At 71.4% G+C, this 23652-nt stretch carries 21 protein-coding genes; 16 read left to right on the top strand and 5 right to left on the bottom strand.

What is annotated here, in order from left to right; genetic code table 11:
* Positions 1-40: 40 nt before the first annotated feature.
* The gene (locus E1292_RS02315; RefSeq protein WP_132591474.1) at positions 41-1081 is read right to left on the bottom strand and encodes a LacI family DNA-binding transcriptional regulator; all 1041 of its coding nucleotides are present in this window, start codon (positions 1079-1081) and stop codon (positions 41-43) included.
* Between the two features lie 189 nt (positions 1082-1270).
* Between E1292_RS02315 and E1292_RS02310 the strand changes: the two genes are divergently transcribed.
* The 5 genes from E1292_RS02310 to E1292_RS02290 all read left to right on the top strand — a co-directional run bounded on the left by E1292_RS02310 (position 1271) and on the right by E1292_RS02290 (position 7948).
* Entirely contained in the window at positions 1271-1900 is a 630-nt protein-coding gene (locus tag E1292_RS02310) for a TetR/AcrR family transcriptional regulator (RefSeq protein WP_132591472.1), read from the top strand.
* Between the two features lie 80 nt (positions 1901-1980).
* Complete coding sequence (locus tag E1292_RS02305; protein ID WP_132591470.1) at positions 1981-3351, top strand: phenylacetate--CoA ligase family protein; 1371 nt, start codon at positions 1981-1983, stop codon at positions 3349-3351.
* Positions 3352-3583: 232 nt separating this feature from the next.
* Entirely contained in the window at positions 3584-6151 is a 2568-nt protein-coding gene (locus tag E1292_RS02300) for an FtsX-like permease family protein (RefSeq protein WP_132591468.1), read from the top strand.
* Positions 6152-6187: 36 nt separating this feature from the next.
* The gene (locus E1292_RS02295; RefSeq protein ID WP_132591466.1) at positions 6188-6922 is read left to right on the top strand and encodes a class I SAM-dependent DNA methyltransferase; all 735 of its coding nucleotides are present in this window, start codon (positions 6188-6190) and stop codon (positions 6920-6922) included.
* Positions 6923-6973: 51 nt separating this feature from the next.
* Positions 6974-7948 carry a TAXI family TRAP transporter solute-binding subunit gene (locus E1292_RS02290; RefSeq protein WP_132591464.1) on the top strand — a complete coding sequence of 325 codons (975 nt, stop codon included), beginning with the start codon at positions 6974-6976 and terminating at the stop codon, positions 7946-7948.
* 112 nt (positions 7949-8060) lie between these two features.
* Here E1292_RS02290 and E1292_RS02285 read toward each other — a convergent pair whose 3' ends face one another.
* Positions 8061-9644: a sensor histidine kinase gene (locus tag E1292_RS02285; RefSeq protein ID WP_132591462.1), complete on the bottom strand. Its 1584-nt coding sequence runs from the start codon at positions 9642-9644 to the stop codon at positions 8061-8063.
* A 4-nt stretch (positions 9645-9648) separates the two neighbouring features.
* Positions 9649-10332 carry a response regulator transcription factor gene (locus tag E1292_RS02280; RefSeq protein WP_132591460.1) on the bottom strand — a complete coding sequence of 228 codons (684 nt, stop codon included), beginning with the start codon at positions 10330-10332 and terminating at the stop codon, positions 9649-9651.
* Positions 10333-10501: 169 nt separating this feature from the next.
* Between E1292_RS02280 and E1292_RS02275 the strand changes: the two genes are divergently transcribed.
* The 6 genes from E1292_RS02275 (at position 10502) to sigJ (ending at position 16160) form a co-directional block, all read left to right on the top strand.
* Entirely contained in the window at positions 10502-11527 is a 1026-nt protein-coding gene (locus tag E1292_RS02275) for a tripartite tricarboxylate transporter substrate-binding protein (RefSeq protein ID WP_220446610.1), read from the top strand.
* Between the two features lies 1 nt (position 11528).
* Positions 11529-11990: a tripartite tricarboxylate transporter TctB family protein gene (locus E1292_RS02270; protein WP_132591458.1), complete on the top strand. Its 462-nt coding sequence runs from the start codon at positions 11529-11531 to the stop codon at positions 11988-11990.
* Between the two features lie 20 nt (positions 11991-12010).
* Entirely contained in the window at positions 12011-13516 is a 1506-nt protein-coding gene (locus E1292_RS02265; RefSeq protein ID WP_132591456.1) for a tripartite tricarboxylate transporter permease, read from the top strand.
* 252 nt (positions 13517-13768) lie between these two features.
* A complete protein-coding gene (locus tag E1292_RS02260) occupies positions 13769-14437 on the top strand; it encodes a lytic polysaccharide monooxygenase auxiliary activity family 9 protein (RefSeq protein ID WP_132591454.1) in 669 nt (222 codons plus the stop codon).
* Positions 14438-14468: 31 nt separating this feature from the next.
* Positions 14469-15077, top strand: a complete 609-nt coding sequence (locus tag E1292_RS02255; protein ID WP_165974320.1) for a tetratricopeptide repeat protein — start codon at positions 14469-14471, stop codon at positions 15075-15077.
* A gap of 147 nt (positions 15078-15224) precedes the next feature.
* A complete protein-coding gene (sigJ, locus tag E1292_RS02250; protein WP_132591450.1) occupies positions 15225-16160 on the top strand; it encodes an RNA polymerase sigma factor SigJ in 936 nt (311 codons plus the stop codon).
* Positions 16161-16335: 175 nt separating this feature from the next.
* Here sigJ and E1292_RS02245 read toward each other — a convergent pair whose 3' ends face one another.
* Positions 16336-16755 (bottom strand): DoxX family protein, encoded by a 420-nt coding sequence (locus E1292_RS02245; protein WP_132591448.1) that lies wholly within the window; start codon positions 16753-16755, stop codon positions 16336-16338.
* 407 nt (positions 16756-17162) lie between these two features.
* Between E1292_RS02245 and E1292_RS02240 the strand changes: the two genes are divergently transcribed.
* The 5 genes from E1292_RS02240 (at position 17163) to E1292_RS02220 (ending at position 21753) form a co-directional block, all read left to right on the top strand.
* On the top strand, positions 17163-18128 hold the full coding sequence (locus E1292_RS02240) for a CPBP family intramembrane glutamic endopeptidase (RefSeq protein WP_132591446.1): 966 nt from the start codon (positions 17163-17165) through the stop codon (positions 18126-18128).
* 391 nt (positions 18129-18519) lie between these two features.
* A complete protein-coding gene (locus E1292_RS02235) occupies positions 18520-19008 on the top strand; it encodes an ATP-binding protein (protein ID WP_132591444.1) in 489 nt (162 codons plus the stop codon).
* A 9-nt stretch (positions 19009-19017) separates the two neighbouring features.
* A complete protein-coding gene (locus E1292_RS02230) occupies positions 19018-19782 on the top strand; it encodes an alpha/beta fold hydrolase (protein WP_132591442.1) in 765 nt (254 codons plus the stop codon).
* Positions 19783-19804: 22 nt separating this feature from the next.
* The gene (locus tag E1292_RS02225; protein WP_246089873.1) at positions 19805-21070 is read left to right on the top strand and encodes a cytochrome P450; all 1266 of its coding nucleotides are present in this window, start codon (positions 19805-19807) and stop codon (positions 21068-21070) included.
* Positions 21067-21753: an IclR family transcriptional regulator gene (locus tag E1292_RS02220; protein ID WP_132591440.1), complete on the top strand. Its 687-nt coding sequence runs from the start codon at positions 21067-21069 to the stop codon at positions 21751-21753. Before E1292_RS02225 ends, E1292_RS02220 begins: the two co-directional genes overlap by 4 nt.
* A gap of 91 nt (positions 21754-21844) precedes the next feature.
* Here E1292_RS02220 and E1292_RS02215 read toward each other — a convergent pair whose 3' ends face one another.
* Positions 21845-23641 carry a glycoside hydrolase family 2 protein gene (locus tag E1292_RS02215; RefSeq protein WP_132591438.1) on the bottom strand — a complete coding sequence of 599 codons (1797 nt, stop codon included), beginning with the start codon at positions 23639-23641 and terminating at the stop codon, positions 21845-21847.
* Positions 23642-23652: the final 11 nt, after the last annotated feature.

The raw sequence follows: 23652 nt of genomic DNA, 5'->3' as shown, positions 1-23652 counted from the left end.
ACCTTTTCTATCAAAACAGGTAGGCCAAGGGTGAAATGGTTCAGCGGCAACCGCAGGACGCGCGGGCGTGGATCTCGGGCGGCGGAGGCGTGCGGCTGCCCTCGACCGGCATCCCCATCTCCGCCAGCAGCACGCGGCCGCAGACCCGGCCCAGCTCGACGGGATCGGTGGCGATGCTGCTGATCGACGGGTTCCACATCGCCGACTGGTGAAGGTCGTCGATGCCCAGCACCGCGCAGGGCGCCGCGTCGGGCGTGCCGAGCCGCAGCGCCTTGGCCAGGCCGTAGGCCACGTTGTCGCTGTGGCACAGCACCCCGTCCGGCGGCGGCCCCGCGGCGAGCAGGTCGGCGGCGCGGCGGTGCGCCGCGTCCGCGGTCGCCTCCAGCGGCTCCGACCAGGCCGCGTCCCAGCCGGCGCCGGCCTCGGCGACCGCCTCACGGAAGGCCTCCATTCGGCCCACCCGCGGCGAGGCCAGCGGGTCGCCGCCGAAGTAGGCCACCCGGCGGCAGCCGTGCACGGCGATCAGGTGCTCGGCGCCGAGCCGGCCGATGCCCACCTCGTCGGTGCCGACGAAGGGCAGGTCGACACCGTCGATGTGCCGCAGCAGCAGCACCGTCGGCAGGCCGCTGCGGCGGATGCCGGCGAAATGGTCGGCGGCCGAGGTCAGCGCCGGGATGGTGACGACGCCGGCCGCCCGGTGCCCCACCAGGGACTGCAGGATCTGCCGCTGGAGGTCCAGCCGGTCGACCGTGTTGGCGATCATGACGAAGAAGCCGATCTCGCCGAGCACCTCCTGCACGCCCAGCGACACCTCGGCGACGAACGGGTTCATCACGTCCGGCATCACCAGGCCGACCAGGTCGTTGCGCTGGGTCCGCAGGTTCGCGGCGGCCTGGTTGTAGATGTATCCCAGCCGCTCGGCCTCGGCCAGGACCGCGCTCCGGGTCGCCGCCGACACCAGCGGGCTGTTCCGCATCACCAGCGAGACGGTGGCCCGGGACAGCCCCAGCGAGTTGGCCACGTCGATCATCCGCACCCGTCGCGCCCGGGCCCGGTCGCCCTGCTCCAGGTCGTCCTGCACGACTCACCTCCCGCGCCGGCCAGCACCGCCATGCATGAACGACAAGCGTCGCCGCCGTGGCGAACAGCAGGCGGTGATCATCAGGTGATCTGTGGCGGCCTCAGGATAGCCCGATCTCGGTCGGGACAAATTCCCGATCATGGAATTTTCAGGTTGCAGGAAAATTCGGGTGGGCGTACGTTTGGGGCCATGCAGGAGTCGCGGCGAGAGCGGAAGAAACGTGAGACGCGGCAACGGATCGTCATGGTGGCGATCAAGCTGTTCGAGGAGCAGGGATACGAGCAGACCACGATGGCGCAGATCGCCGCGGCGGCGGACGTCGACCCCAAGACGTTCTCCAACTACTTCCGCAGCAAGGACGAGGTCCTGTGGGTCGGCACCGAGCGGGACTTCGACGTGCTGTTCCGGGCGATCGCGGAACGCCGGCCGGAGGAGGGTCCCGGCGAGGTGCTGGCGAGGATGGTCCAGGAGTACGCCGCCCACCGCCGGCCCAAGGTCCCGCCGAAGGAGCCCGAAGAGCTGTCGGCGACGGCCCGGCTGGTGCTGAACACGCCCGCCCTGCAGGCGAAAGGGCTCTACCTGCTGCTCGACCTGCAGCACCGGATCGCCGACGAGCTGCAGAAGGCCTTCCCCGGCCGGCTCGACCCCATCACCGCCGCGGCGATGACCGGCGCGCTGCTGGGCGCGATCCAGCAGGCGAGCTGGGCGAGCGTTCAGCTCGGCCGGTCACAGGACGAGCTGTGGGAGGCCGCGCGGCATGCCGTCGACATCGCCATGCAAGGCCTGCGTTCCGTGCGACCGCACGACGAAGACGCGTGACCCGGGCCGCCCGCAAGGCTCACGTAACCCAGACCGGCCCGCAAGGCCGGCGGCATACCCGCAGAAAGGACCGGCCCACCATGAGGGAGAACGTCCGGCAGGTGGCCCGCGACGCACGACGCGCCACGCGGGAGGGTGCCGCGGGGCCCATGCGGCGCCGGCGGGCCCGCCTGGCCGAGGCGGTGGCCTACGCCCGCGCCCACTCGCCCTACTACCGCGAACTGTACGAAGGCCTGCCCGATCAGGTCGACGACCCGGCGCTGCTTCCGGTCACCGACAAGAAGGCGCTGATGGCACGCTTCGACGACTGGGTCACCGACCGGCAGGTGACTCGCGAGAAGGTCGAGGCGTTCGCGGCCGACCCGCGCCTCGTGGGGCACCCGTTCTGCGGCCGGTACCTGGTGGTCACCACCACCGGCACCAGCGGTCTGCGCGGCCTCTTCGTGCTGGACGACCGGAACATGACCGTGCACACCGGCCTCGGCCTGCGCTCCGGTGGCGGGCTGGCGGCCGGGGACGTCGTCCGGACCCTCGCCCGCGCGGGCCGTACCGCCATCGTCACCGCGCCCGGCGGACATTTCGCCACGGTCGCGGGACCGGCCCGGATGGCGCTGGACAGTCCATGGCTCGGCCGGATGATGCGGGTCTTCCCCATCGATCAGCCGATCGCGGACCTGGTCGACCAGCTCAACCGGTTCGACCCCGCCAGTGTCGCCGGCTTCGCGGGCATGCTCACCCTGCTGGCCGGCGAGCAGGAAGCTGGCAGGCTGCGGATCCGCCCCGCGCTGGTCGTCCCGGGCGGTGAGACGTTGACTCCGCACGCCCGGGAGCGGATCGCCACCGCGTTCGGGGCCAAGGTCCGCGCCGCCTACGCCTCGGCCGAGTGCGGCTTCCTGAGCGCCGGCTGCACGGACGGCTGGTATCACGTCAACAGCGACTGGGCCGTCCTGGAACCGGTCGACGCCGACCACCGGCCCGTCCCGCCGGGCCGGCTCTCGCACACCGTGCTGATCAGCAACCTCGCCAACCGGGTCCAGCCGATCCTCCGTTACGACCTCGGCGACAACGTCATCGTCCGGCCCGACGCCTGCCCCTGCGGCAGCCCGCTCCCTGCCATCCGGGTGCAGGGCCGCGCCGCCGAGCTGCTCACCTTCCCCACCGGCGGTGGCGACCACGTCAGCATCTCCCCCATGGTCTTCGGCGCCGCGCTGCACGTGCCGGGCATCGAGCAGTTCCAGCTCGTCCAGACGGCGCCCGCCACCTTGCGCGTACGCCTGCGACCCGCCGACGGCGCGGACGCCGACCGCGTGTGGGAGACCACGCGCGACCGGGTGACCCACCTGCTCGCCGAGCACCAGGCCGGGGACGTCACCCTCGAACGCGCCGAGGAACCACCGCAGCAGTCGCCCGGCGGCAAGTTCCGCAGGATCATCCCCCTGGCGAAGGTGTGACGGCACGTCCGAGCGCGAGGGCGTCGCCGTCACCGTGATGGCCAGCAGGCCCCTCGTACCGGAACTGGCAAGGATCATCAAGGGGATCGAGCTCTGAGCCGGGCGCGCGGCCGGACGTGGTGCGCCGCACCCGTGGGCGGTAACCTGCGCGGGGCCCGGGATTCCGGCCGCGATCGTCGCCGCGCCGGTACGCGACCCGCGCAGGGCAAGGGCTCGGCCTTCGGGAGGAACGGTGCGGTTCTGGCGGCTCGCGCGGGAACAGCTGGGCCCGATGGGCGTGCTCCTCGTGCTGACGTCATGCGCCTGCCTGCTGGTCGCGGGGCTGCCCAGGGCGACGCAGGCGTCGTACGACGAGGCGCTGCGCCGCGCGCTGAGCTCCGCCCCCGCCGTGCTGGCCGACCTGACCGTGACCATGGAGTCGAGCTCGCGGGAGGAGGACCTTCGCGAACGCGCCCCGTTCGACTCCTTCGACCGCCTCTGGCGCGAGATCATGCCCGCGCGGCTGCGCCCGCTGGCTGCCGCCGGCGGCCACATGAGCGCCAAGACCATCCGCACGCCGATCACCGGCACCAGCGGCCAGTCGTACATCAACCTGGGCTGGCTCTCCGACGCCGACCGGCGCGTGGACTGGGTGCGGGGGCGGGCCCCCGGCGCGATCGCGACCATGCGGTACGAAGGCCGGACGATCCCCGTGTTCGAGGTCGGGGTCGTCGAGGAGGCCCTGAGCAAGATGGAGCTGCGGCTGGGCCAGACGAAGATCGTCGGTGAGAACGATCACGCCGGCGTGCAGATCGTCGGCGTCTTCCGCGCGAAGGATCCCGCCGACCGCTACTGGTCGCACCACCTCGACGTCCTGCACGTCCTGCGGCTGCAGCCGCTCCAGAAGCACATCACGGCGCTCGTCTCCGAGGCCGGGCTGGGCGTGCTCAGCGGCGAGGAACGCTACCTGACCTACCGCTGGACCCTGCCCGTGGACGCGCGGGCGGCGAGTGCGCGGGCCGCCGGCGGCCTCCGGGCGGCGGTCGCGGAGTTCGACCGGCTCGTGGCGCTGCAGCCCATGGGCACGGCCGCCCCCTTCCGCCTGCGGACCGCGCTGCCCAAGCTGCTCGGTGACTTCCTGGCCGAGCTGTCCACCGCGCGGACCGTGATGTTCCTGGTGCTCGGCGGGCTCCTCGCCGTGGCCCTCGGCGTGATCGTGCTGGCCGTGCGACTCCTGGCCGGCAGGATCGACCACGCGCTCACGCTGGCGCGGGCGCGCGGCGGCTCGCTCCGGCAGGTGGCGGGCACGGGCGCGGCGCTGACCGGGCTGGCCGTGGCGCCCGCCGCCCTGGCCGGGTACGCGCTGTCGTACCTCGTGCCCGGTCCTGTGCTGCCGATCGTGCACGCCGGGCCGGTGCTCGTGGTGCTCGTGGCCGTCGGGTTCGCCGCCGTGCGCCTGGCCCTCGTGCACCGCGCACCGCTGCACGAGCGACGCGACGACGTGGCCGCCGCCCGGCCCTCGGCCAGGCGGATCACGCTGGAGGTGCTGGTCGTCGTGCTGGCGTCGGCCGGGGCCTACCTGCTGCGGGCGCGCGGGCTGGACGACTCGGCGGGGCAGGACCCGTTCCTGCTACTGGTGCCGGTCGCCCTGACCGGGGCGGCGGCGCTGATCACCCTGCGCTGCTACCCGTACCCGCTGCGGCTGCTCGTACGGCTGACGGCGCGCGGCCGGGCGGCGGTGCCGTTCCTCGGGCTGACCCGGGCGGCCAGGGCCCGCCCCGCCGGCGTGCTGCCCGTGCTGATCCTGCTGCCCGCGCTGGGCGTGTCGGTGTTCGCCGCGGTGATCTCCGACGGGATCGCCGGCACGCAGCTGCAGGCGTCCTGGCAGCAGGTCGGCGCGCCGATCAGGATGACCTCCGACATCGAGATCCCGGCCGACGCGATCGAGCGCGTGCGCGGCCTGGCCGGGGTGGAGCAGGTGGTGCCAGCGCAGACGGGCGAGGTGCAGATCGGGTACGGCGGCGAGCGGGCCGAGGCCATCGCCGTGGACGTCGCGCGGTGGCGGCAGATCCTCGGCGGCACCCCGCTCGACCTGCCCGCCCTGTCCGACGGCGCGCTCGTCTCGCCCGAGCTGCGCGGGCGGGGCACGTTCGAGATCGGCTGGCAGTCGCGGCTGAAGCTTGCCACCCGCGGCGTGATCGAGTCGGTGCCCGGCTTCTTCACCGAGGGCAAGTTCCTCGTCGTGCCCATCGACGTGCAGGTCCGGCCCGCCGTGAACACGCTGCTGATCAGAGGGGACGCCTCGCTCTCCGCGCTGGCGCGGCTCGTCCCGTCGGCCACCGTCACCTCCCAGGAGACGACCCTGGCGGCCATCAGGGACGATCCGCTGACGAGCGCGGTGCGCTGGGCGCTCGTGGTGGTGACGGTCGCGCTGGCCGCGTACGCGCTGGCCGCCGTCGTGCTGGGCCTGATGGTCGGGGCGGCGGAGCGGGCCAGGGCGGTGTCGTTCCTGCGTACCCTCGGCCTGTCGGAACGGCAGGCGCGACGGCTGACCGTGCTGGAGATCCTGCCCGTGATCCTCGTCACCGCGCTGGCCGGGCTCGGCCTGGGCCTCGGCCTGCCCGCCGTGCTCGGGCCCGCCGTGGACCTGTCGCCGTACGCCGGTGACCTACCCGTCGGCGACTACGCGCTCGACCTGTTCGTGCCGGGCGCGCTGGCGGCGGGACTGGCCGCCGTGGCCGTGCTCGGCGCGTACGCGCACACGCTCATCAGCGGCCGCCGCGGCCTCGGCGCCGTCCTCCGCGTGGGAGACCTCGTATGACTGGTCATCACCCGGCGTTCCGGGCACAGTTGGGCTGTGCCTGAGGACAACTTCGACGAACGAACAGCACAGACGTACGAAGCCAAGTGGCCGGAACTGTTCGACCCCGCGGTCGTCGACCCCGCGGTACGGTTTCTCACCGACCTGGCCGGGCCGGGCGGCGCCGCTCTCGAGCTGGGCATCGGTACGGGGCGCATCGCGTTGCCGCTCAGCCGGCGAGGCGTCCGGGTGCACGGCATCGAGCTGTCGCGGGCGATGGTGGCGCGGCTACGGGCCGAACCGGGCGCGGAGGACGTCCCCGTGACCATCGGCGACTTCGCCACCACCCGGGTGGGCGCCACCTTCACCCTCGCCTACCTGGTGCGCAACACCATCACGAACCTCACCACACAAGACGAACAGGTCGAATGCTTCCGCACGGTGGCGGCGCAGCTGGAACCCGGCGGCTGTTTCGTCATCGAGGTCTACGTCCCCGAGCTCCGGCGTCTCCCGCCCGGCCAGAGCGTCCACCCGTTCACCGTGACCCCGGAACATCTCGGCTTCGAGGAGTACGACGTGGCATCGCAGATCGCCGTCTCTCATCATTACTGGGTGGTGGACGGCCGGCTGGAGACCCGTTCGACGCCGCATCGCTACGTGTGGCCGGCCGAACTCGACCTGATGGCACGGCTCGCGGGCATGACCTTGCGCGAACGGTGGGCGGGCTGGAAGCGCGAGCCGTTCACCAGCGACAGCCGCAACCACGTCTCGGTGTGGCAGAAAGCGTCGTAACGGCCGATCGGGACTTCTTGGCGGTGCGGCGCCGTCCGTATCATCGCGGGCATGGTGCTGCTGAACCCGGAGCCGCGGCCCAGCCGGCGGGCGGTGCTCCTGGCCGCCGGAGGGCTGCTCGCCGGATGCGCGCGGCAGCCCGAGGTCGACGAGGTCGAGCTGCGCCTGGCCACCGGGCCGGCGGGGGCGGTCTACCGGCGCATCGGCGGCGCGCTGGCCGGCCACATCTCCGAGCAGGTGCCGGGCGCCACGGTGCGCACCGTGCCGAGCGGGGCGTCCACCGACAACATCCGGATGTTGCGGGCGGGTGAGGTGCAGCTCGGGCTGACGAGCCTGGACGCGCTGATCATGGCCGACGGCAGCGCGCCCGAGGGGCTCTCGGCGATATGCCGGCTCTACGAGAGCCACCTGCACCTCGTGGTCATGGCCGGTTCGCCGATCGACGAGTTCCGCGACCTCGAGGGCAAGCGCGTCTCCCTCGGCGCCCGCGACTCGGGCACCGAGTTCACGTCGCTGCGGGTCCTGGAGCTCGGGCCGCTGGACGCCGACGGCCGCTACCTCAGCCAGGCCGCATCGGCGGCGGCGCTGCGCGACGGCGAGATCGACGCGATGTTCTCCCTGACCGGCGTCCCGACACCCGCCATCACGGAGCTGGCCCGGCAACACGCGATCCGGCTGATCCACTTGGACGGGCAGGCGCCCGCGCTCTTCACGGCGTTTCCGGGTCCCTACACTCCGGCCATGATCCCCGCGACCGCCTACGCCGGTGTCCCCGCCACCCGCACCATCGCCGTCCCGAACGTGCTTCTCGCCCGCAACGACCTGCCCGACGCCTTAGTCCACGCCATCACCGACACGATCTTCACGCACACCGGCACGATCACCTCCGGCGGGCCCGACGCCGCCGGGGCCGTTCCCGAAGCCGTTCCCGAGGCGTGGCAGATCAACGTGCGGACCGGGATCTCCACCGCGTCGATCCCGCTCCATCCGGGCGCGGCCACCTGGTTCCGCGAACGCAAACGCTGATCCCCAGCGCCGCCGGCGGTCCCACCCGGCGGTCCCAGGCGCAGGTCCCGGGCGCAGGTCCCGGGCGCAGGTCCCAGGCGCAGGTCCCAGGCGCAGGTCCCAGGCGCAGGTCTCAGGCGGGGGCCGGAGCCGGTGCGTCCGGCGACGACGCCAACCGGGGTACGGCGGGCAACGCGACCACCGCGGCGAATCCGTGCCCCGACCCGTCCGGACGCGGCAGCCCGTCCTCCAGCCGCAGCTCACCCCCGGCCGCACCCACCAGGTCGGCGCAGATCGCCAGCCCGAGGCCGGTCCCCGGCACGTTCTGGTGCCGCGGCGAGCGCCAGAACCGCCGTAGCGCCTGGACCCGCTCGGACGCGTCGATCCCCTGCCCGTCGTCACGGACGACGATCGTGACCACCCCTCCGGCGCCGGAGCCGTCACCCGCCCCGTCGCCCTGCGCCGCGCCCGCGCCCGTGCCCGGGCTGCCGCCGCGCGCCGCGCCCGCGCCCCTGCCGCCGCCGTACGCCGCGCCCGCGCCCGCGCCGGGCCCGCCGCCCGCCGCACCGGGACCGGCCTGGGCGGTCACCTCCACCGCCCGCGCGTCCGACAGCCGCAACGCGTTGCTGATCAGCTCGTCCAGGATGCTGCCCAGCCCGCCCGACGGCTCCAGCAACCGCAGCCCCGGCGGCACGTCGACGGTCAACGTCTGCCCCGCCGTCTCCGTCAGCGCCCGCCACCGGTCCACCCGGGTCGCCAGCACCGCGTCGAGGTCCACCGGCGACGCCGTCCGTATGCTCTCCATCCGCGCGCTGGCCTGCAGGGAGTTCAGCATCCGCTGCATGGCTTTCAGCTCGTCGACGGCGACGTCGTACACCTGACGCCCGTTGCCGGCCGTGCCCAGGTGCGGTTCCAGGCTTTCCACGGCGAGCCGGAGGCTGGTCAGCGGGTTGCGCAGCTGGTGCGACGCATCGGACACGAACGCCCGCTGGCGCTGCACGGCGTTCTCGACGGCGTCCATCATGGTGTTGAACGACTCCGCCAGCCGCCGCAGCTCGACCGGGCCCGCCTCGGCGTCCGCGCGGATCGTGAGGTCGCCCTGGGAGATGCGCGAGCTGGCCGCGTCCAGCTCGCGCACCGGCCGCAGCACCCACGCCGACACCGGCCAGGCGACGGCCACCAGCGCGATCAACGGCAGCAGCCCGAGCCCGGCGAGCCGGGCCCAGCGCGTGAGGATGCGCGAGCGCGTCTTCGACAGGTCGGAGATCGTCACGACGGCGCCGACGACCTCGCTGTCCCGGCCCACGGGTTCGGCGACCACGAGTGCGGAGTCGTCCCACGGCGCCCATTCCCCGGACGGTTCGGGTCTCGCCCCGGCCAGCGCCGCGGTCACGATGCGGGGCAGCGCCGGCTCGTCCCGCGCCGCCTCCTGGTAGGCGCCTGCGGGTCCGAGCAGCACCGTGCCGGAGGTGTCGATCACCGCGACGGGGATGCCGTACAGCTCGTGGTAGCGCGCCAGTTCCTGCTGGAGCGCCTCGGTACGCCCGGTCGAAAGCGCGGTCTCGGCCAGCGACGAGAACCGCCCGACGTCGTTGAGCCGGTCGACGTACGTCTCCTGGATCTCCCGCTCGGCCACGGTGACGCTGAGCGGCACCCCGAGCGCCGCGACGAGCAGCACCGCGAGGGGCACCAGGACGACGAGCAGGCGACGGTGCATGGCGTCAGCCGGTCAGCTCCGGCCGGTCGGCCAGGAGCCGATAGCCGACCCCGTGGATCGTACGGATGATCACGGCCGATCCGAGCTTGTGCCGTAACGCCGCGATGTGGGTGTCGAGGGTGCGGCTGGAGGACTCCCAGGTCGCGCCCCAGATCTGGTCGAGGATGACGTCGCGGCTCACCACGTTGGGGGCCCGCCTGGCAAGCAGGAGGAGCAGCTCGAACTCCTTGCGGGTCAGCGTCACGGGTGTGCCGTCGACGGTGACCTCGCGGGTGCCGACGCCGATCCGCAGGGGGCCGCGGACGAGGGGCTCGTCGGGATGGCTCAGGGCGCGGGCCACCCTGGTGCGCCGCAGGACGGCGTCGATCCTGGCCAGCAGTTCGGGGATGCCGAACGGCTTGACGATGTAGTCGTCGGCGCCGGCGCGCAAGCCGCGTACGCGCTCGTGCTCCTCCGAGCGGGCCGTCACGGCGATGACGGCGGTTTCCGGGCGGTCGCGCAGCTTGCGGATCACGTCGAGCCCGTCGCCGTCGGGCAGTCCCAGGTCGACGAGGACCACATCGGTCGGGGCGGCGCGCGCGGCCTCGGCGGCGGTCGCGATGCGGTGGACCTCGAACCCGGCCTGAGCCAGGACGGTCACCAGACCCCGCGCCACGCGGTCGTCATCCTCGATGATGGTGATCCGCATATTGGATTGTACGGCCCGGATCTACGCCCGCGTTAGCCGGTTCTTGGGATTTTTCTGACATCCTGCCCATTCCTTGGGATTCCTCTGACACCATCCGCGTCCCTGCCAGCCCAGACTGAGGCCGCGCACTCACCGACGGATGCGAATGCGCTGACGAGGAGGCCTCGACATGAGAACGTCCAGCAGATACCGGGCCACCGCGCGGATGATCGCCACGATCGGCGTCGTCTCGCTCATCGCCGCGTGTTCCGGCAACGGAGGTGGCGGCAACGCCGACGCCGGCGGCGGAGGCTACCCGGACGACAACATCACGATCGTCGTGCCGTTCAGCGCGGGCGGCCCGACGGACACCGTCACCCGCATGATCGCCGAACCGATGGCCGCCAAGCTCGGCGGCAAGATCGTCGTTCAGAACGTCGAGGGCGCGGGCGGCACGGTGGGCGCCGGCGAGGTCGCGCGGGCGGAACCCGACGGCTACACCGTGCTCATGCACCACATCGGCATGTCGACGGCGCCCGCCCTCTACAAGGACCTGGGTTACCAGCCGCTGGAGAGCTTCGAGACGGTCGGGCTCGTCACCGAGGTGCCGATGACGGTCGTCGCCCGCAAGGACTTCGCGCCCGCCACGCTCAAGGACCTCGTGGCCCACGTGAAGGCGAACGCCGGCAAGGTCACGCTGGCCAACGCCGGCATCGGCGCCGCGTCCCACCTGTGCGGCCTGCTGTTCCAGACCGCCGCCGGGGTCAAGCTCCAGGAGGTCCCGTACGAGGGCACCGGCCCTGCGCTGACGGACCTCGTCGGCGGCCAGGTCGACTTCATGTGCGACCAGACGACCAACACCAGCGGCCAGATCAGCGCGGGCGAGGTGAAGGCGTACGCCGTCACCACGCCGGAGCGGGTGAAGAGCCTGCCCGACCTGCCCACCACGGCCGAGGCCGGGCTGCCCGGCCTGGAGGTCAGCGTGTGGCACGGGCTCTACGTCCCGAAGGGCACGCCGCAGGACGTCGTGCAGAAGCTGTCCGAGGCGCTGAAGGCCGCGCTGGCCGACCAGAAGGTGATCGACCAGATGGCCAAGCTCGGCACGGCGCCGGTCCCGGCCGAGAGCGCGACCCCGCAGGCGCACCGGACCAAGCTCGAAGAGCAGCTCGGCACCTGGGGCAAGGTCATCGCCGACGCCGGCGTCAAGGCCTCCTGAGGTGGAGCGCCGCCGGTCCTTCCCCGACGTCCTCGCCGGGGGAATCTTCATCCTGCTCGGTGGCGCATTCGTGGTGGGGTCGCTCGGCTACGAGCTGGGCACCCCTCTGCGGATGGGCCCCGGCGCCTTCCCGCTGCTGGTCGGCTTGCTCGTGGCCGCGCTGGGCCTGGGCATCGTCATCAAGGGGCTCGTCGCCGGCGAGATGATCGCGTTCGGGCGGATCCCCTGGCGTGCGGTCGCCGTCATCACGCTCGCGCTCGTGTTCTTCGGATTCACCGTACGGGGGCTCGGGTTCGTGCCGGCGTCGGCGGTGACCGCCCTGCTCACCACGCTGGCCAGTTCGCGCGTACGGCTGCTGACGGCCGTGGCCGTGGCCGCCGGGCTGACCGTGGCCGGCACGCTCATCTTCGTCGTCGGGCTTCAGCTGCGGCTCCCGCTCTGGGGCCCGTGGCTGGGGTTCTGACGCGACATCCGGATTGAGGCATGGAACTTCTCGACAACCTCGCCCTGGGCTTCTCGACGGCCCTCCTGATCCAGAACGTCCTCTACTGCTTCGTGGGTGTGCTGCTCGGAACGGCGGTCGGCGTGCTGCCCGGCATCGGGCCGACGGCGACGGTGGCGATGCTGCTGCCGATCACGTTCAACTTCGAGCCGGTGACGGCGCTGATCATGCTGGCCGGTATCTATTACGGCGCCCAGTACGGCGGCTCGACGACCGCCATCCTGATCAACCTGCCCGGCGAGTCGTCGGCGGCGGTCACCGCCCTGGACGGGCACGAGATGGCCCGGCAGGGCAGGGCCGGCCCCGCGCTGGCCACCGCCGCGATCGGATCGTTCATCGCGGGCACGATCGCCACCGTCGCGCTCGCCATCGCGGCCCCGCCGCTGGCCCGCGTCGCGCTGCAGTTCGGCCCGCCCGAGTACTTCTCGCTGGTGCTGCTCGGCCTGATCGTGTCGATCGCGCTGGCGCGCGGCAGCGCGATCAAGGCACTGGCGATGATCTTCCTCGGCGTCCTGCTCGGGACGGTCGGCCAGGACATCTACACCGGCACGCCCCGATTCGTCTTCGGCCAGCGCGAGCTGTACGGAGGCATCGACTTCGTGTCGGTCGCCGTCGGCATGTTCGGCGTGGCCGAGATCCTGCGCAACCTGGAGAACGAGCAGACCCGCACGGCGGTCGTCAGCAAGGTGAAGAACCTCTGGCCCACCCGCGAGGACCGGCGCCGCATCGTCGGCCCGATCCTGCGGGGCACGGGTCTCGGGGCCGCGCTCGGCGTCCTGCCCGGCGGTGGCCACGTGCTGGCCTCGTTCACCTCGTACGCCGTCGAGAAGCGCATCTCGAAGCGGCAGCAGGAGTTCGGGCGCGGCGCGATCGAGGGCGTCGCCGGCCCCGAGTCGGCGAACAACGCGGCCGCGCAGACGTCGTTCATCCCGCTGCTGACCCTGGGGCTGCCCGCTCACCCGGTCATGGCGCTGATGGTCGGCGCGTTCATCGTGCACGGCATCACGCCGGGCCCGAATGTCATCACCGACGAGCCCGAGCTGTTCTGGGGCCTGATCGCGTCGATGTGGATCGGCAACGTGCTGCTCGTGCTGCTGAATCTGCCGCTGATCGGCATGTGGGTGCGCATGTTGCGCATCCCGTACCAGGTGCTGTTCCCGATGATCATCCTGTTCGCCTCGATCGGCACGTACTCCCTGGGGTTCAACGCGTTCGACGTCTACGCGATCGTGCTCTTCGGGCTCCTGGGGTACATCCTGATCAAGTGCGGCTGCGAGCCGGCGCCGCTGCTGCTCGGCTTCGTCCTCGGCCCCCTGCTCGAGGAGAACCTGCGGCGGGCGATGATCATCCAGCGCGGCGACGCGTCGGTCTTCCTGACCCGGCCGATCTCCGCGGTGCTGCTGGCGCTGGCTCTGGCGGCGCTCGTCGTCGCCGTCCTCCCGGCGATCCGCAAGCGCCGCGAAATGGTGTTCACCGAGGACGAGTAGCGACCTCGTCGGCAAGTTTCATGAAATTTCATGAGCCAGGCGATGGCCTGGCCGGGGCGTTCGAGCTGCTCACAACGCCCGCGAAGAAGTACGTGAGCAGCCCGCCCGAGCCCGCTGTCGTTGACAGCCGGCGAGCCCGCCCGTGAAGGTAGCAGTCAACCGTCGCCTCCACGTCGACGTGACAGGACGGCGGCGATTGGGAGCGCTCCCATCATCCCGGACGCACTTCGCCGGACAGACGGAGAACGCACGATGCAACCTCACAAGCCCGCCGTACCCGCCCGCCGGGCGCTTCGCGTCCTCACCATCATGGCCGCGGCCCTGCTCTGCCTGCTGCCGTGGGCCGAGTCAGCCTCGGCCCACGGATCGATCATCGACCCCGCCTCCCGCAACTACGGCTGCTGGCTGCGCTGGGGCGACGACCACCTGAACCCGGCCATGCAGCAGGAAGACCCCATGTGCTGGCAGGCATGGCAGGACAACCCGAACGCCATGTGGAACTGGAACGGCCTCTACCGCAACAACGTCGGCGGCAACCACCAGGCGGCCGTCCCCGACGGCCAGCTCTGCAGCGGCGGCCGGACCGAGGGCGGCCGCTACCGCTCCCTCGACGCCGTGGGCGAGTGGAAGACCACCGACATCGGCACCAACTTCCAGCTCCACCTCTACGACCAGGCCAGCCACGGGGCCGACTACTTCCGCGTCTACGTCACCCGCCAGGGCTTCAACCCCGCCACCCAGCCGCTCACCTGGAGCAGCCTGGAACTGGTGCGCGAGACCGGCAGCTACGCCCCGAGCCAGAACATCACCTTCGACGCCAGCGCGCCCGGCCGCAGCGGACGCCACGTCGTCTTCACCATCTGGCAGGCCTCGCACATGGACCAGGCGTACTACATCTGCAGCGACGTCAACTTCTCCTGAGGACCTGACGCTCTGCCGCCCGACCGCCCATGTGTCCCCGCCGGACGGCCCGGCGGGGACACGGCGGCTCGGCAACCGCCGGGGCGAGGCGGCGCAGCTCGACCGGCTCGCGGTCGCCCACAGCCGGCTCGGCCGTTTCGACAGCGCGATCGAGCATTTCAAGGAGTCCGTCGACGTGGAGAGGGGAGCGGGCAATCGTTTCGGGGAGGCCATCACCCTGTCCAACATCGGTCTCACGTACCGGCGGGCGGGCCTCCTCGGCGAAGCGCAGGCGGCCTACGAGCGCGCGCTCGCACTCACCCGTGACATCGGCGACGACTCCGGCACCGCCATCGCCCTGGGACTGCTGGCCGAGCTCCACCGGATCACCGGCAGGAGAGAACACGCCGTCGAACTCTTCCAGCAGGCCCTGCGGGCGGACGGCACCGCCGGGAACCGCGGCAGCTACACCGAGGCCATCCACTGGTGGGGTCTCGGCAGCTCACTGCAGGAACTGCGGCAGGATGAGCGTGCGAGAGAATGCTGGCACGAGTCCGCCAGGCTGCTGCACAGGTTAGGACTGATCAGCGCGGCAGAGCGGGCCGGCATCGAGAACACCCCGCATCCGCGGACGCCGGAAGTCGTCCTCAAGAACATGTGAATCGCCCGGCATCCTTCCCGCCGGGCAGGCTCGTTCGCCGGAGCGAGCGCGTGACTCGCAGCTCGATCCGGGGCGGCTCCTCACACATCGGTGGCGTGTCTCGTCGAACGGGTAAGTAAAGATGCGACCGAGGGAGCCCGCGGCACCATGACCACCCCATCCGAGCCGACACACGCCCGGCCCGATCCGGGCCTGAGCGCGATCATGAGCGAGCGGCGCCACCTGATCAATCTCGCCTACCGGCTCCTCGGTTCCCTGGCCGACGCGGAGGACGTCGTGCAGGAGACCTACGCCCGCTGGTACGCGATGTCCCGGCAGCAGCAGGACGCCATCGACTCTCCCGGCGCCTGGCTGGCGAAGGTCGCCAGCCGCGTCTGCCTCGACCTGCTCGGCTCGGCACGGGCCCGGCACGAGCGCTATGTGGGCGAATGGATCCCGGAGCCGCTGCCCGAACACACGGAGTGGAGCGCCGACCGGCCGGGCGCCACCGTGACCGACCCGGCCGACCGGGTCACCCTCGACGAGTCGGTCAACATGGCCTTCCTCGTCGTGCTCGAATCCATGACTCCCGCCCAGCGGGTGACGTTCATCCTGCACGACGTCTTCCGCTACTCCTTCGCCGAGGTCGCCGAGATCGTCGGGCGCACTCCGGCGGCCTGCCGCCAGCTGGCCACCTCGGCCCGCCGCCGCATCCGCGCCTCACAACCGCCCTCGGCCCCCGCGGCCCGGCAGGCCGGCATCGTCAGGGACTTCAAGCAGGCGTGGGAGGCCAAGGACATCGACGCCCTCGTCAACCTCCTCGACCCCGACGTCACGGGCACCGCCGACGGCGGCGGAGTCGTCAACGCCGTGCTCCGCCCGATCGAGGGCCGCGAGCGCCTCGCGCGGCGCTTCGTCGAGATCGCCCGCCTGGCGCCCGACGTGACCATCCTGGAGCGCACGGTCAACGGCCGGCCCGGGCTGGTGGCCCAGCAGGACGGCGCCACCATCGTGGTGATGGCGTTCGACGTCGCAGGCGACCGGATCAAGCGCATCTGGGCCGTGCTCAATCCAGAAAAACTCCGGCCCTGGACGGAAAACTGACCGCGCGCCATGGCGTGGCGAATCTCTGCAGCGGAAATATCGTGCGGGCGCGTACGGGTTCTTCGCGTACGCCAGGAATTCCCCGGCGATCAGGAATATCGGGCGTGCCGGGAATGGCGGGCGGGCATATGTCCGTACGGATCTGTCGCGGGTTGGAAGGCCGGCGCCGCCGTCGTCATCTCCTTTCGTGCGCGAGAGGGCGTGCGGGCGCGAGCAGCGTCGACAGCGCCCAGCGTCCGGGGCCGAGGACGGCGACGAGCAGGAAACCCCAGCAGAAGAGCGCGGCCTTCTCCCCGCCGTTCTGGATCGGGAAGAGCGCTTGGGGCTGGTGGACGAAGAAATAGGCGTAGGCCATGCTGCCCGAGCAGATGACGGCGGCGGCACGCGCGCCCAGGCCGAGCAGGACGAGGACGCCGCCGATCAGCTGGATGACCGCCGCCCACCAGGCTGGCCACTCTCCGATGCCGGGCGCCGCGCCGTGCGGACCGCCCAGCACGCCGAAGAGTGTCGCCGCGCCGTGGCAGGCGAACAGAAGCCCTATCACGATCCGGTACAGAGCCAGGAAAAGCCCCTGATTCTTGATCAGTGAATCCACCGCGGTGTCCTTTCAAGGGGAAGGCACGGACGTGGTGCCGGGTTCCGGGACAAATTGTGGGAGCGCTCCCAAACAGGTTCTCCGGAAAAGTCGACAATTGTCAATGCCGGGTCAACCGGAGGACCGGACGCCGAACACCCGATATAGGCGCCAAATGGCCGGACACTTCCTTGGTGAATATTCCGGTCCGTGAAACTTTCATCCGCACACGAAGGCGCTCCGATCATCACGAAGCCCTCTGGGGCCGTCGGGGGGCGACGCGTGCCCGGCTCGCTCACCTGGGCGTTCTCTCCGTGAGTGCCCCTGGCTGTACCTCGAATGGGGTGTACGTGGGAGCGACGGGCGGGGTGCGCGGCTGGTGTGCTCATCCCTGTCAGTCAAGCGGTCCTGCCTGAGGAGGAAGTGGGATGATCGTCGACAACCCGGTGGATGCCGGGCAGAGTGCGCCCCGGAGCGGGATCCGGGGGTTCATCCGCAGCCGTCCGGTGATCAGTTTCTTCGTCCTGGCCAACCTGATGAGCTGGGTCGCCTGGGCCCCCTACGTCCTGTCGAACAACGGCCTTGGCATCCTGGACTTCTCCTTCCCCACGCTGCTCGGCACCACGCAGTTCACCGGCGTCCTCCCCGGCGCCTATCTCGGCCCCATCTTCGCCGCCTACCTCGTGACCAGGGTCGCGGACGGCAAGGAAGGCGTCCGCCGGTGGGTCAGGCGGATGACCAAGTGGCGGGTCAGCTGGGTCTGGTACCTCGGAACGGCCCTCGGCGTTCCCGCCGCCATCATCGTCACCGGGTTCGCGCTCTCCAACGAGGACATCCACATGCCGTCGGTCGCCGCGCTGGTGGCCTACGTGCCCGGCCTGCTGATCCAGATGGCCACCACCGGACTGGCGGAAGAGCCCGGCTGGCGGGATTTCGCCCTGCCCCGCATGCAGCGCAGGCTCGGCCCGCTCGGCGCCACCGTCGTCCTCGGTCCGCTGTGGGGCATCTGGCACCTGCCGCTGTTCCTGAGCGAGTGGGGTGGGTGGCCGGACGTCACCTGGCTGAGGGTCGGCGAGTTCATCGCCTTCGCCTGCGTCTTCAGCGTGGTCGTCACCTGGGTGTTCAACCGGACCGGCCAGAGCCTGCCGCTGGTCATGCTGCTGCACGTCAGCGTCAACAACTTCATGTCGATCGTCTACTCGGACATGTTCCCGTCGATCGCCACCTCCGAGCACGCGGGCCGGGTCACCCTCCTCGCGGGCACCACGGCGGCGTTCCTGGTGATCGTCGCGACCCGAGGCCGGCTCGGCTACCGCCCGGCCGGGGAGCCCGGGCAGGAGCCCACGCATGAGTCCGGGCAGGAACCCGGACAGGGGAGCGCCCATCGGCAGTGAAACTGCCACGGCACGGAAGCGGGCGTGGGACCGGCAGCCGGTCCCACGCCCGACGTGTGCCGGCCCGGGCGAAAGACGGTCTATTCCGGCGAAAACGGGGCATCACGGCAGCGCCTTCTCGGCCACCCTGACGAGTGATCCACTTTTTCTGTCAATCGCATTGACAACGGCCTTGTTCCGGCCGATGCTTTCCTCGCTGCACGCCCGTTTTTTGACCACCGCGCCCATTATTTGGGCATCCGGGAGAAGCCCCCGCCGTGTTCGCGATTGATCGCCTGAAACCCGAGGCCGGACGCGCCCCCACGCGCCCCATAGAGGGCGGCGTGAGGTCGGGAGTCCGCATCGGTGGCACACTGACCTGCCATTTACTGCCGGCGAGAGCGAGCGCGCCGTGAATGTCCTCACCGATTCCACGAGCCGGCTGCTCTCCCGCTGGTGCGATCTGCCCTGCTCGCCGATCGCCTCATCCATCGCCCGCCGCTGGGTGTCGGGGATGCTCACCTCCTGGAAGCTGCCGCTCTCCTCCGCGAACGAGGCGACGATCGCCGAGCTGACCAGCGAGCTGGTCACGAACGCCGTCCAGCACGCCGCCCCGCCGCCGCCCGGATCCTCCGGGATCAGGATCAACGTACGGGCCGGAGCCACCACGATCTGGCTGGCGGTCTGCGACCACGACCGGACCCTCCCCACACGCCGGGCTCCCGACTTCCTCGCCGAGAGCGGGCGCGGGCTGTTCCTGGTGGAGGCGCAGGCCGACCAGTGGGGCGCGGTCCAGCACGAGAACGGCAAGTACGTCTGGTTCAGCCTGCAGTGCCACGGCGGCGCCCAGCCCGCGAGCGCGATGCCGCCCGCCACCCCATCCGGTTGCCACGAACGCTAAGGAGACACCATGGCCCCTGTCGTCCTCCCCCACGACGTCACCGGCTCAGGGCCGCACCACGTGATCGTGCTGCACGGCTGGTTCGGCGACCGCACCTCCTTCAGGAAGGTGCAGCCCTACCTCGACGGCGACGCCTTCAGCTACGCCTTCCCCGACTACCGGGGGTACGGCGAGGCGCGCGACCTCACCGGCGAGTACTCCCTCGCCGAGATCTCCGGCGACGTGATCGCGCTCGCCGACAAGCTGGGCTGGGAGACGTTCTCCCTGGTCGGTCACTCGATGGGCGGGACGGCGATGCAGCGCGTGATGCTGGACGCGCCCGGGCGGGTGCGCAGGCTCGTCGGCATCTCCCCGGTGCCGGCCTCCGGCGTGCCGTTCGACGACCAGAGCTGGGCGCTGTTCTCCGGGTCCGCCGAGGAGCCCGCCAACCGCCGCGCCATCATCGATCTCACCACCGGCAACCGGCTTCCCGGCGCGTGGCTCGACGAGATGGTGGCCGGCTCGCTGGGCAACTCCACGGTGACGGCCTACCGCACGTACCTCGACGCCTGGGCCAGGACCGACTTCCACACCGAGGTGACCGGTTCCGCCACACCGGTGCTCGTCATCGCCGGCGAGCACGACCCCGCGCTCTCCGCCGACGTCATGCGGGGCACCTGGCTGCAGTGGTACACCGACGCCGAACTGCTGACCTTCGCCGACGCCGGCCACTACGCGATGGACGAGACGCCGCTGGCCCTCGTGTCGGCCATCGAACGTTTCCTGGCCGCCTGACCGATCCCTTGGAGGGTTGCCCGTGAGTACGACGGTCAACGTGTTCGACCCGCGTATCTACGCACAGGGCATCCCGCACGAGACGTACCGCCTGCTACGTGACCACGACCCCGTGCACTGGCAGGAGGAGCACGAGGTCGGCGACTGGCCGGCCGGGCCCGGGTTCTGGGCGGTGACCCGCCACGCGGACGTCGTGCGCGTCCTGCGGACGCCCACCGAGTTCAGTTCCTGGCTCGGCGCCACCCAGATCCGCGACCCCGACCCCGCCGACCTGTTGTTCATCCGGCGGATGATGCTCAACCTCGATCCGCCGGATCACGGCCGGCTCCGGCGGATCGTCTCCGGCGTGTTCACCCCCAGGCGCATCGAGCGGTTCACCGCCGGCATCGCGACGCGGGCCCGGCTGCTCATCGACGAGATCGCGGAGCGGGGCGAGTGTGACCTGCCGGTGGACGTGACCGACGACTATCCGATCCACAACCTCGCGGATCTCCTCGGCATCCCGCTCGCCGATCGCGGCCAGATCCTGGAGTGGACCAACCGCGTGATCGGCTATCAGGATCCCGACCACGCGACCGTCGCCCGCGGCCCGGACGGCAGACCGGTCAACCCGCGTTCCCCGGCGATGCTCACCGACATGTTCGCGTACGCCCACGCGCTCGCCGCCCGCAAGCGCCGGGATCCGGCCGACGACCTCATGACCGCGCTGGCCACGGCGGAGGTGGACGGGCAGCGTCTCACCGACCCCGAGCTGTCGATGTTCTTCTTCCTCCTGGTCATCGCGGGCAACGACACCGTGCGTTCGGCCCTGCCCGGCGGGCTGGTCGCGCTGCTCGACCATCCCGACCAGCATCGCCGGCTGCTCGACGATCCGGAACTGCTGGACACGGCCGTCGAGGAGATGCTGCGCTGGCATACGCCGGTGCTCAGCTTCCGCCGCACCGCCGTACGCGACCTGGTGCTGGCCGAGCGGCCCATCGCCGCAGGGGACAAGGTCGTCGTCTTCCACGGCGCGGCCAACTTCGACGAGCGGCGTTTCCCCGACCCGATGCGTTTCGACATCGCACGCCGGCCCAACGACCACGTCTCGTTCGGGGACGGGCCGCACGTGTGCCTCGGCGCCCGGTTCGCCCGGCTGCAGCTGCGCACGTTCTACCGCGAGCTGCTCTGGCGGCTGCCGGACGTGCGGCTCGCCGGGCCTCCCGAGCGGCTGGTGTCGAACTTCATCGGCGGCATCAAGCACCTGCCGCTGAGCTACACCCCCGCGCCTCGTCTGGGCGCCGAATGACCGCCGACCAGCCCGGCACTGCGGGATCGAAGACGATCGACACCGGCCTGCGGCTGCTGGAGATCCTGAAGGACCATCCGGACGGGTTAACGATCACCGAGCTCGCGCAGCTGGCCGGGATCCACCGCAACGCGGTCTCCCGCCACCTCGTCGCGCTCGGCAACCACCGGCTGGCCGCCCGGGTCGGCAACCGCTTCACCCTGGGCCTCGGCATCGTCGAGCTCAACGCCGCCGTGCAGCACCGGCTGCGCAGCGCGGCCTCCGCGGCGTTACAGGTGCTGGCGGACACCTGCAACGCCACCGCGTTCATCACGGTGCTCGACATCGACGAGAGCCAGGCGGTCGTGCTCACCGTGGCCGAGCCGCGCGCCTCGCAGATCCACGTCACCTATCGCGCGGGCACCCGGCACCCCTCGAACCGCGGCGCCTCGGGGATCGCGATCCTGGCGGGCCGCCCGCCCCGCCCCGGCGAGCGCCCCGAGATAGCGCAGGCCCGCGCCGCCGGCTACTCGGTCACCGAGGGCGAGCTGCAGCCGGGGGCCTGGGGTGTCGCCGCCCCGCTCACCGTCGCTGGACGCCCGGCCCACGCGAGCGTGGGCATGGTGACCATCGGGCAGCGGGACCCGGCCGAGATCGTCCCCGTCGTGCTGGGCACCGCGCGGGAGATCGCCCGGTACCTCTAGCGACCGCGTGCGGGGCGGGCCCGCGCGGGCCCGCCCCGCCCAGCAGGTGGTATTTCCCCAGTAGTGGTGCCGGCGGAGGCCGGTGTCGGGGTCAGCGTTCGGAGGCGGCGGTCCGGGTCTGGATCTCGCGCACCCGCTCCACATCCAGCTTGCTCGTCCGGTCGAACCGGTAGATGCCGTTCTCCTCCTGGAACACGTCGGTCAGCTGCGTGTAGCAGTATCCGAACATGTCCGGATTTTCCAGCAGCACCCCGGTCAGCCCGGCGAACCGCGCGTGGAACTCGTCCTCGGTCCGCACCCGCTGGCCGTATCCCCAGGACGTCTGCCGGTCCTCCCTCTGATCGGTCCCGGCCAGCTCGGGGTTCCACCAGATCCCGCCGTACTCGCTGACGAAGTACGGCTGCCCCCGGTACGCCACGGAGATGGGCCTGCCGTCGGCGTCGTTGACGAACGGCTCGTCCCTCTTCAGGCCGGACATCGCCTCGGCGAAGGCGGCGGGCTCCTGCTCGTAGTTGTGCGAGTCGTAGATGTCGGTCTCCGGCACCCGGTGGCTGTAGCCGGACGCGTCGATGACCGGGCGGGTGGGGTCGGCGAGCTTCGCGGCCAGGTACATGCCGTGGGTGACGTCGTCGAGCTGGGAGACGTGGTCGTGGATCGGCTGCCGGGTCTCGTTGAGCGGGCACCAGCCGACGATCGACGGGTGTGAGACGTCCCGTTCCAGGACCTCCAGCCACTGCGTGACGAAGGAGGCGGTCGGCCGCTGCTCGCGCCCGTCGTGGGCGCCCCAGTCGCCGAACTCCCCCCACACCAGGTAGCCCAGCCGGTCGGCGTGGTACAGGAAACGCTCCTCGAACACCTTCTGGTGCAGGCGCGCCCCGTTGAAGCCGGCGGCCAGCGCCAGCTCGATGTCCCGCAGCAGCGCGGCGTCGCTGGGCGCGGTCATGAGGCCGTCGGGGTAGTAGCCCTGGTCGAGGACGAGCCGCTGGAACACGGGACGGCCGTTGATGAGCACACGCTTGCCGTCGATCGCGATGGAGCGCAGCCCGGCGTAGCAGTCCACGGAGTCCGTGACGGCGCCGCCGGCGTCGAGCAGCTCCACTTTCACGTCGTAGAGGTGGCCGTCGCCCGGCTCCCACAGGCGCACCCGCTCCTCCGGGATCTCCAGGCGGACGGAGGGGGCGAGGTCCGCGTCGGCGCGGGCGGTCGCGGTGGCGACGGCGCCGCCCGCGTCGGCGACGGTCACGCGGACCGAGCTGCCGGGGCGGTTGCCGGACAGCGGGGTGACGACGGTGAAGGAGGAGGTCGCGACGTCAGGGGTGATGCGCGGGCGGCGCAGGTGCACGTCGGGGACGGGCTCCAGCCACACGGTCTGCCAGATCCCCGTCGTGCGGGTGTAGAGGCACTCGTAGTTCGCGTACCGGGTCGACTGCTTGCCCCGCGCCTGGGGTCCGTGGCGGGGGTCGCGGGCGCGTACCACGATCGTGGCGTCCTCGCCGGGGCGCGCCACGCCCGACAGGTCGGCCGTGAACGGGGAGAAACCGCCCCGGTGGCGGGCCACCTCGACGCCGTTGACCCACACGGTGGCGTCGTGGTCGACGGCGCCGAAGTGGAGCAGCGTCCGGCGGCCCGCCCACGCGGCCGGGATCGTCACGGTGCGGCGGTACCACACCGCCTCCATGAAGTCGGTGTGCCCGAGACCGGACAGCTCCGACTCCGGCGCGAAAGGCACGGTGATGGTCCCGGTCAGCTCACGTTCGCGCAGGCCGCGCTCCAGGCCGGAGTCTCCGGCGTCGATCTCGAACTGCCACGCTCCGTTGAGGTTGAGCCAGTCCTGCCGGACCATCTGCGGGCGGGGATATTCCGGTCGGGGCACGGCGGAACTCGGCATCTGTCAACCTT

This window comes from Nonomuraea deserti (assembly GCF_004348685.1).
Lineage (GTDB): Bacteria > Actinomycetota > Actinomycetes > Streptosporangiales > Streptosporangiaceae > Nonomuraea > Nonomuraea deserti.
This window is presented reverse-complemented; position numbering and strand designations above follow the sequence as displayed.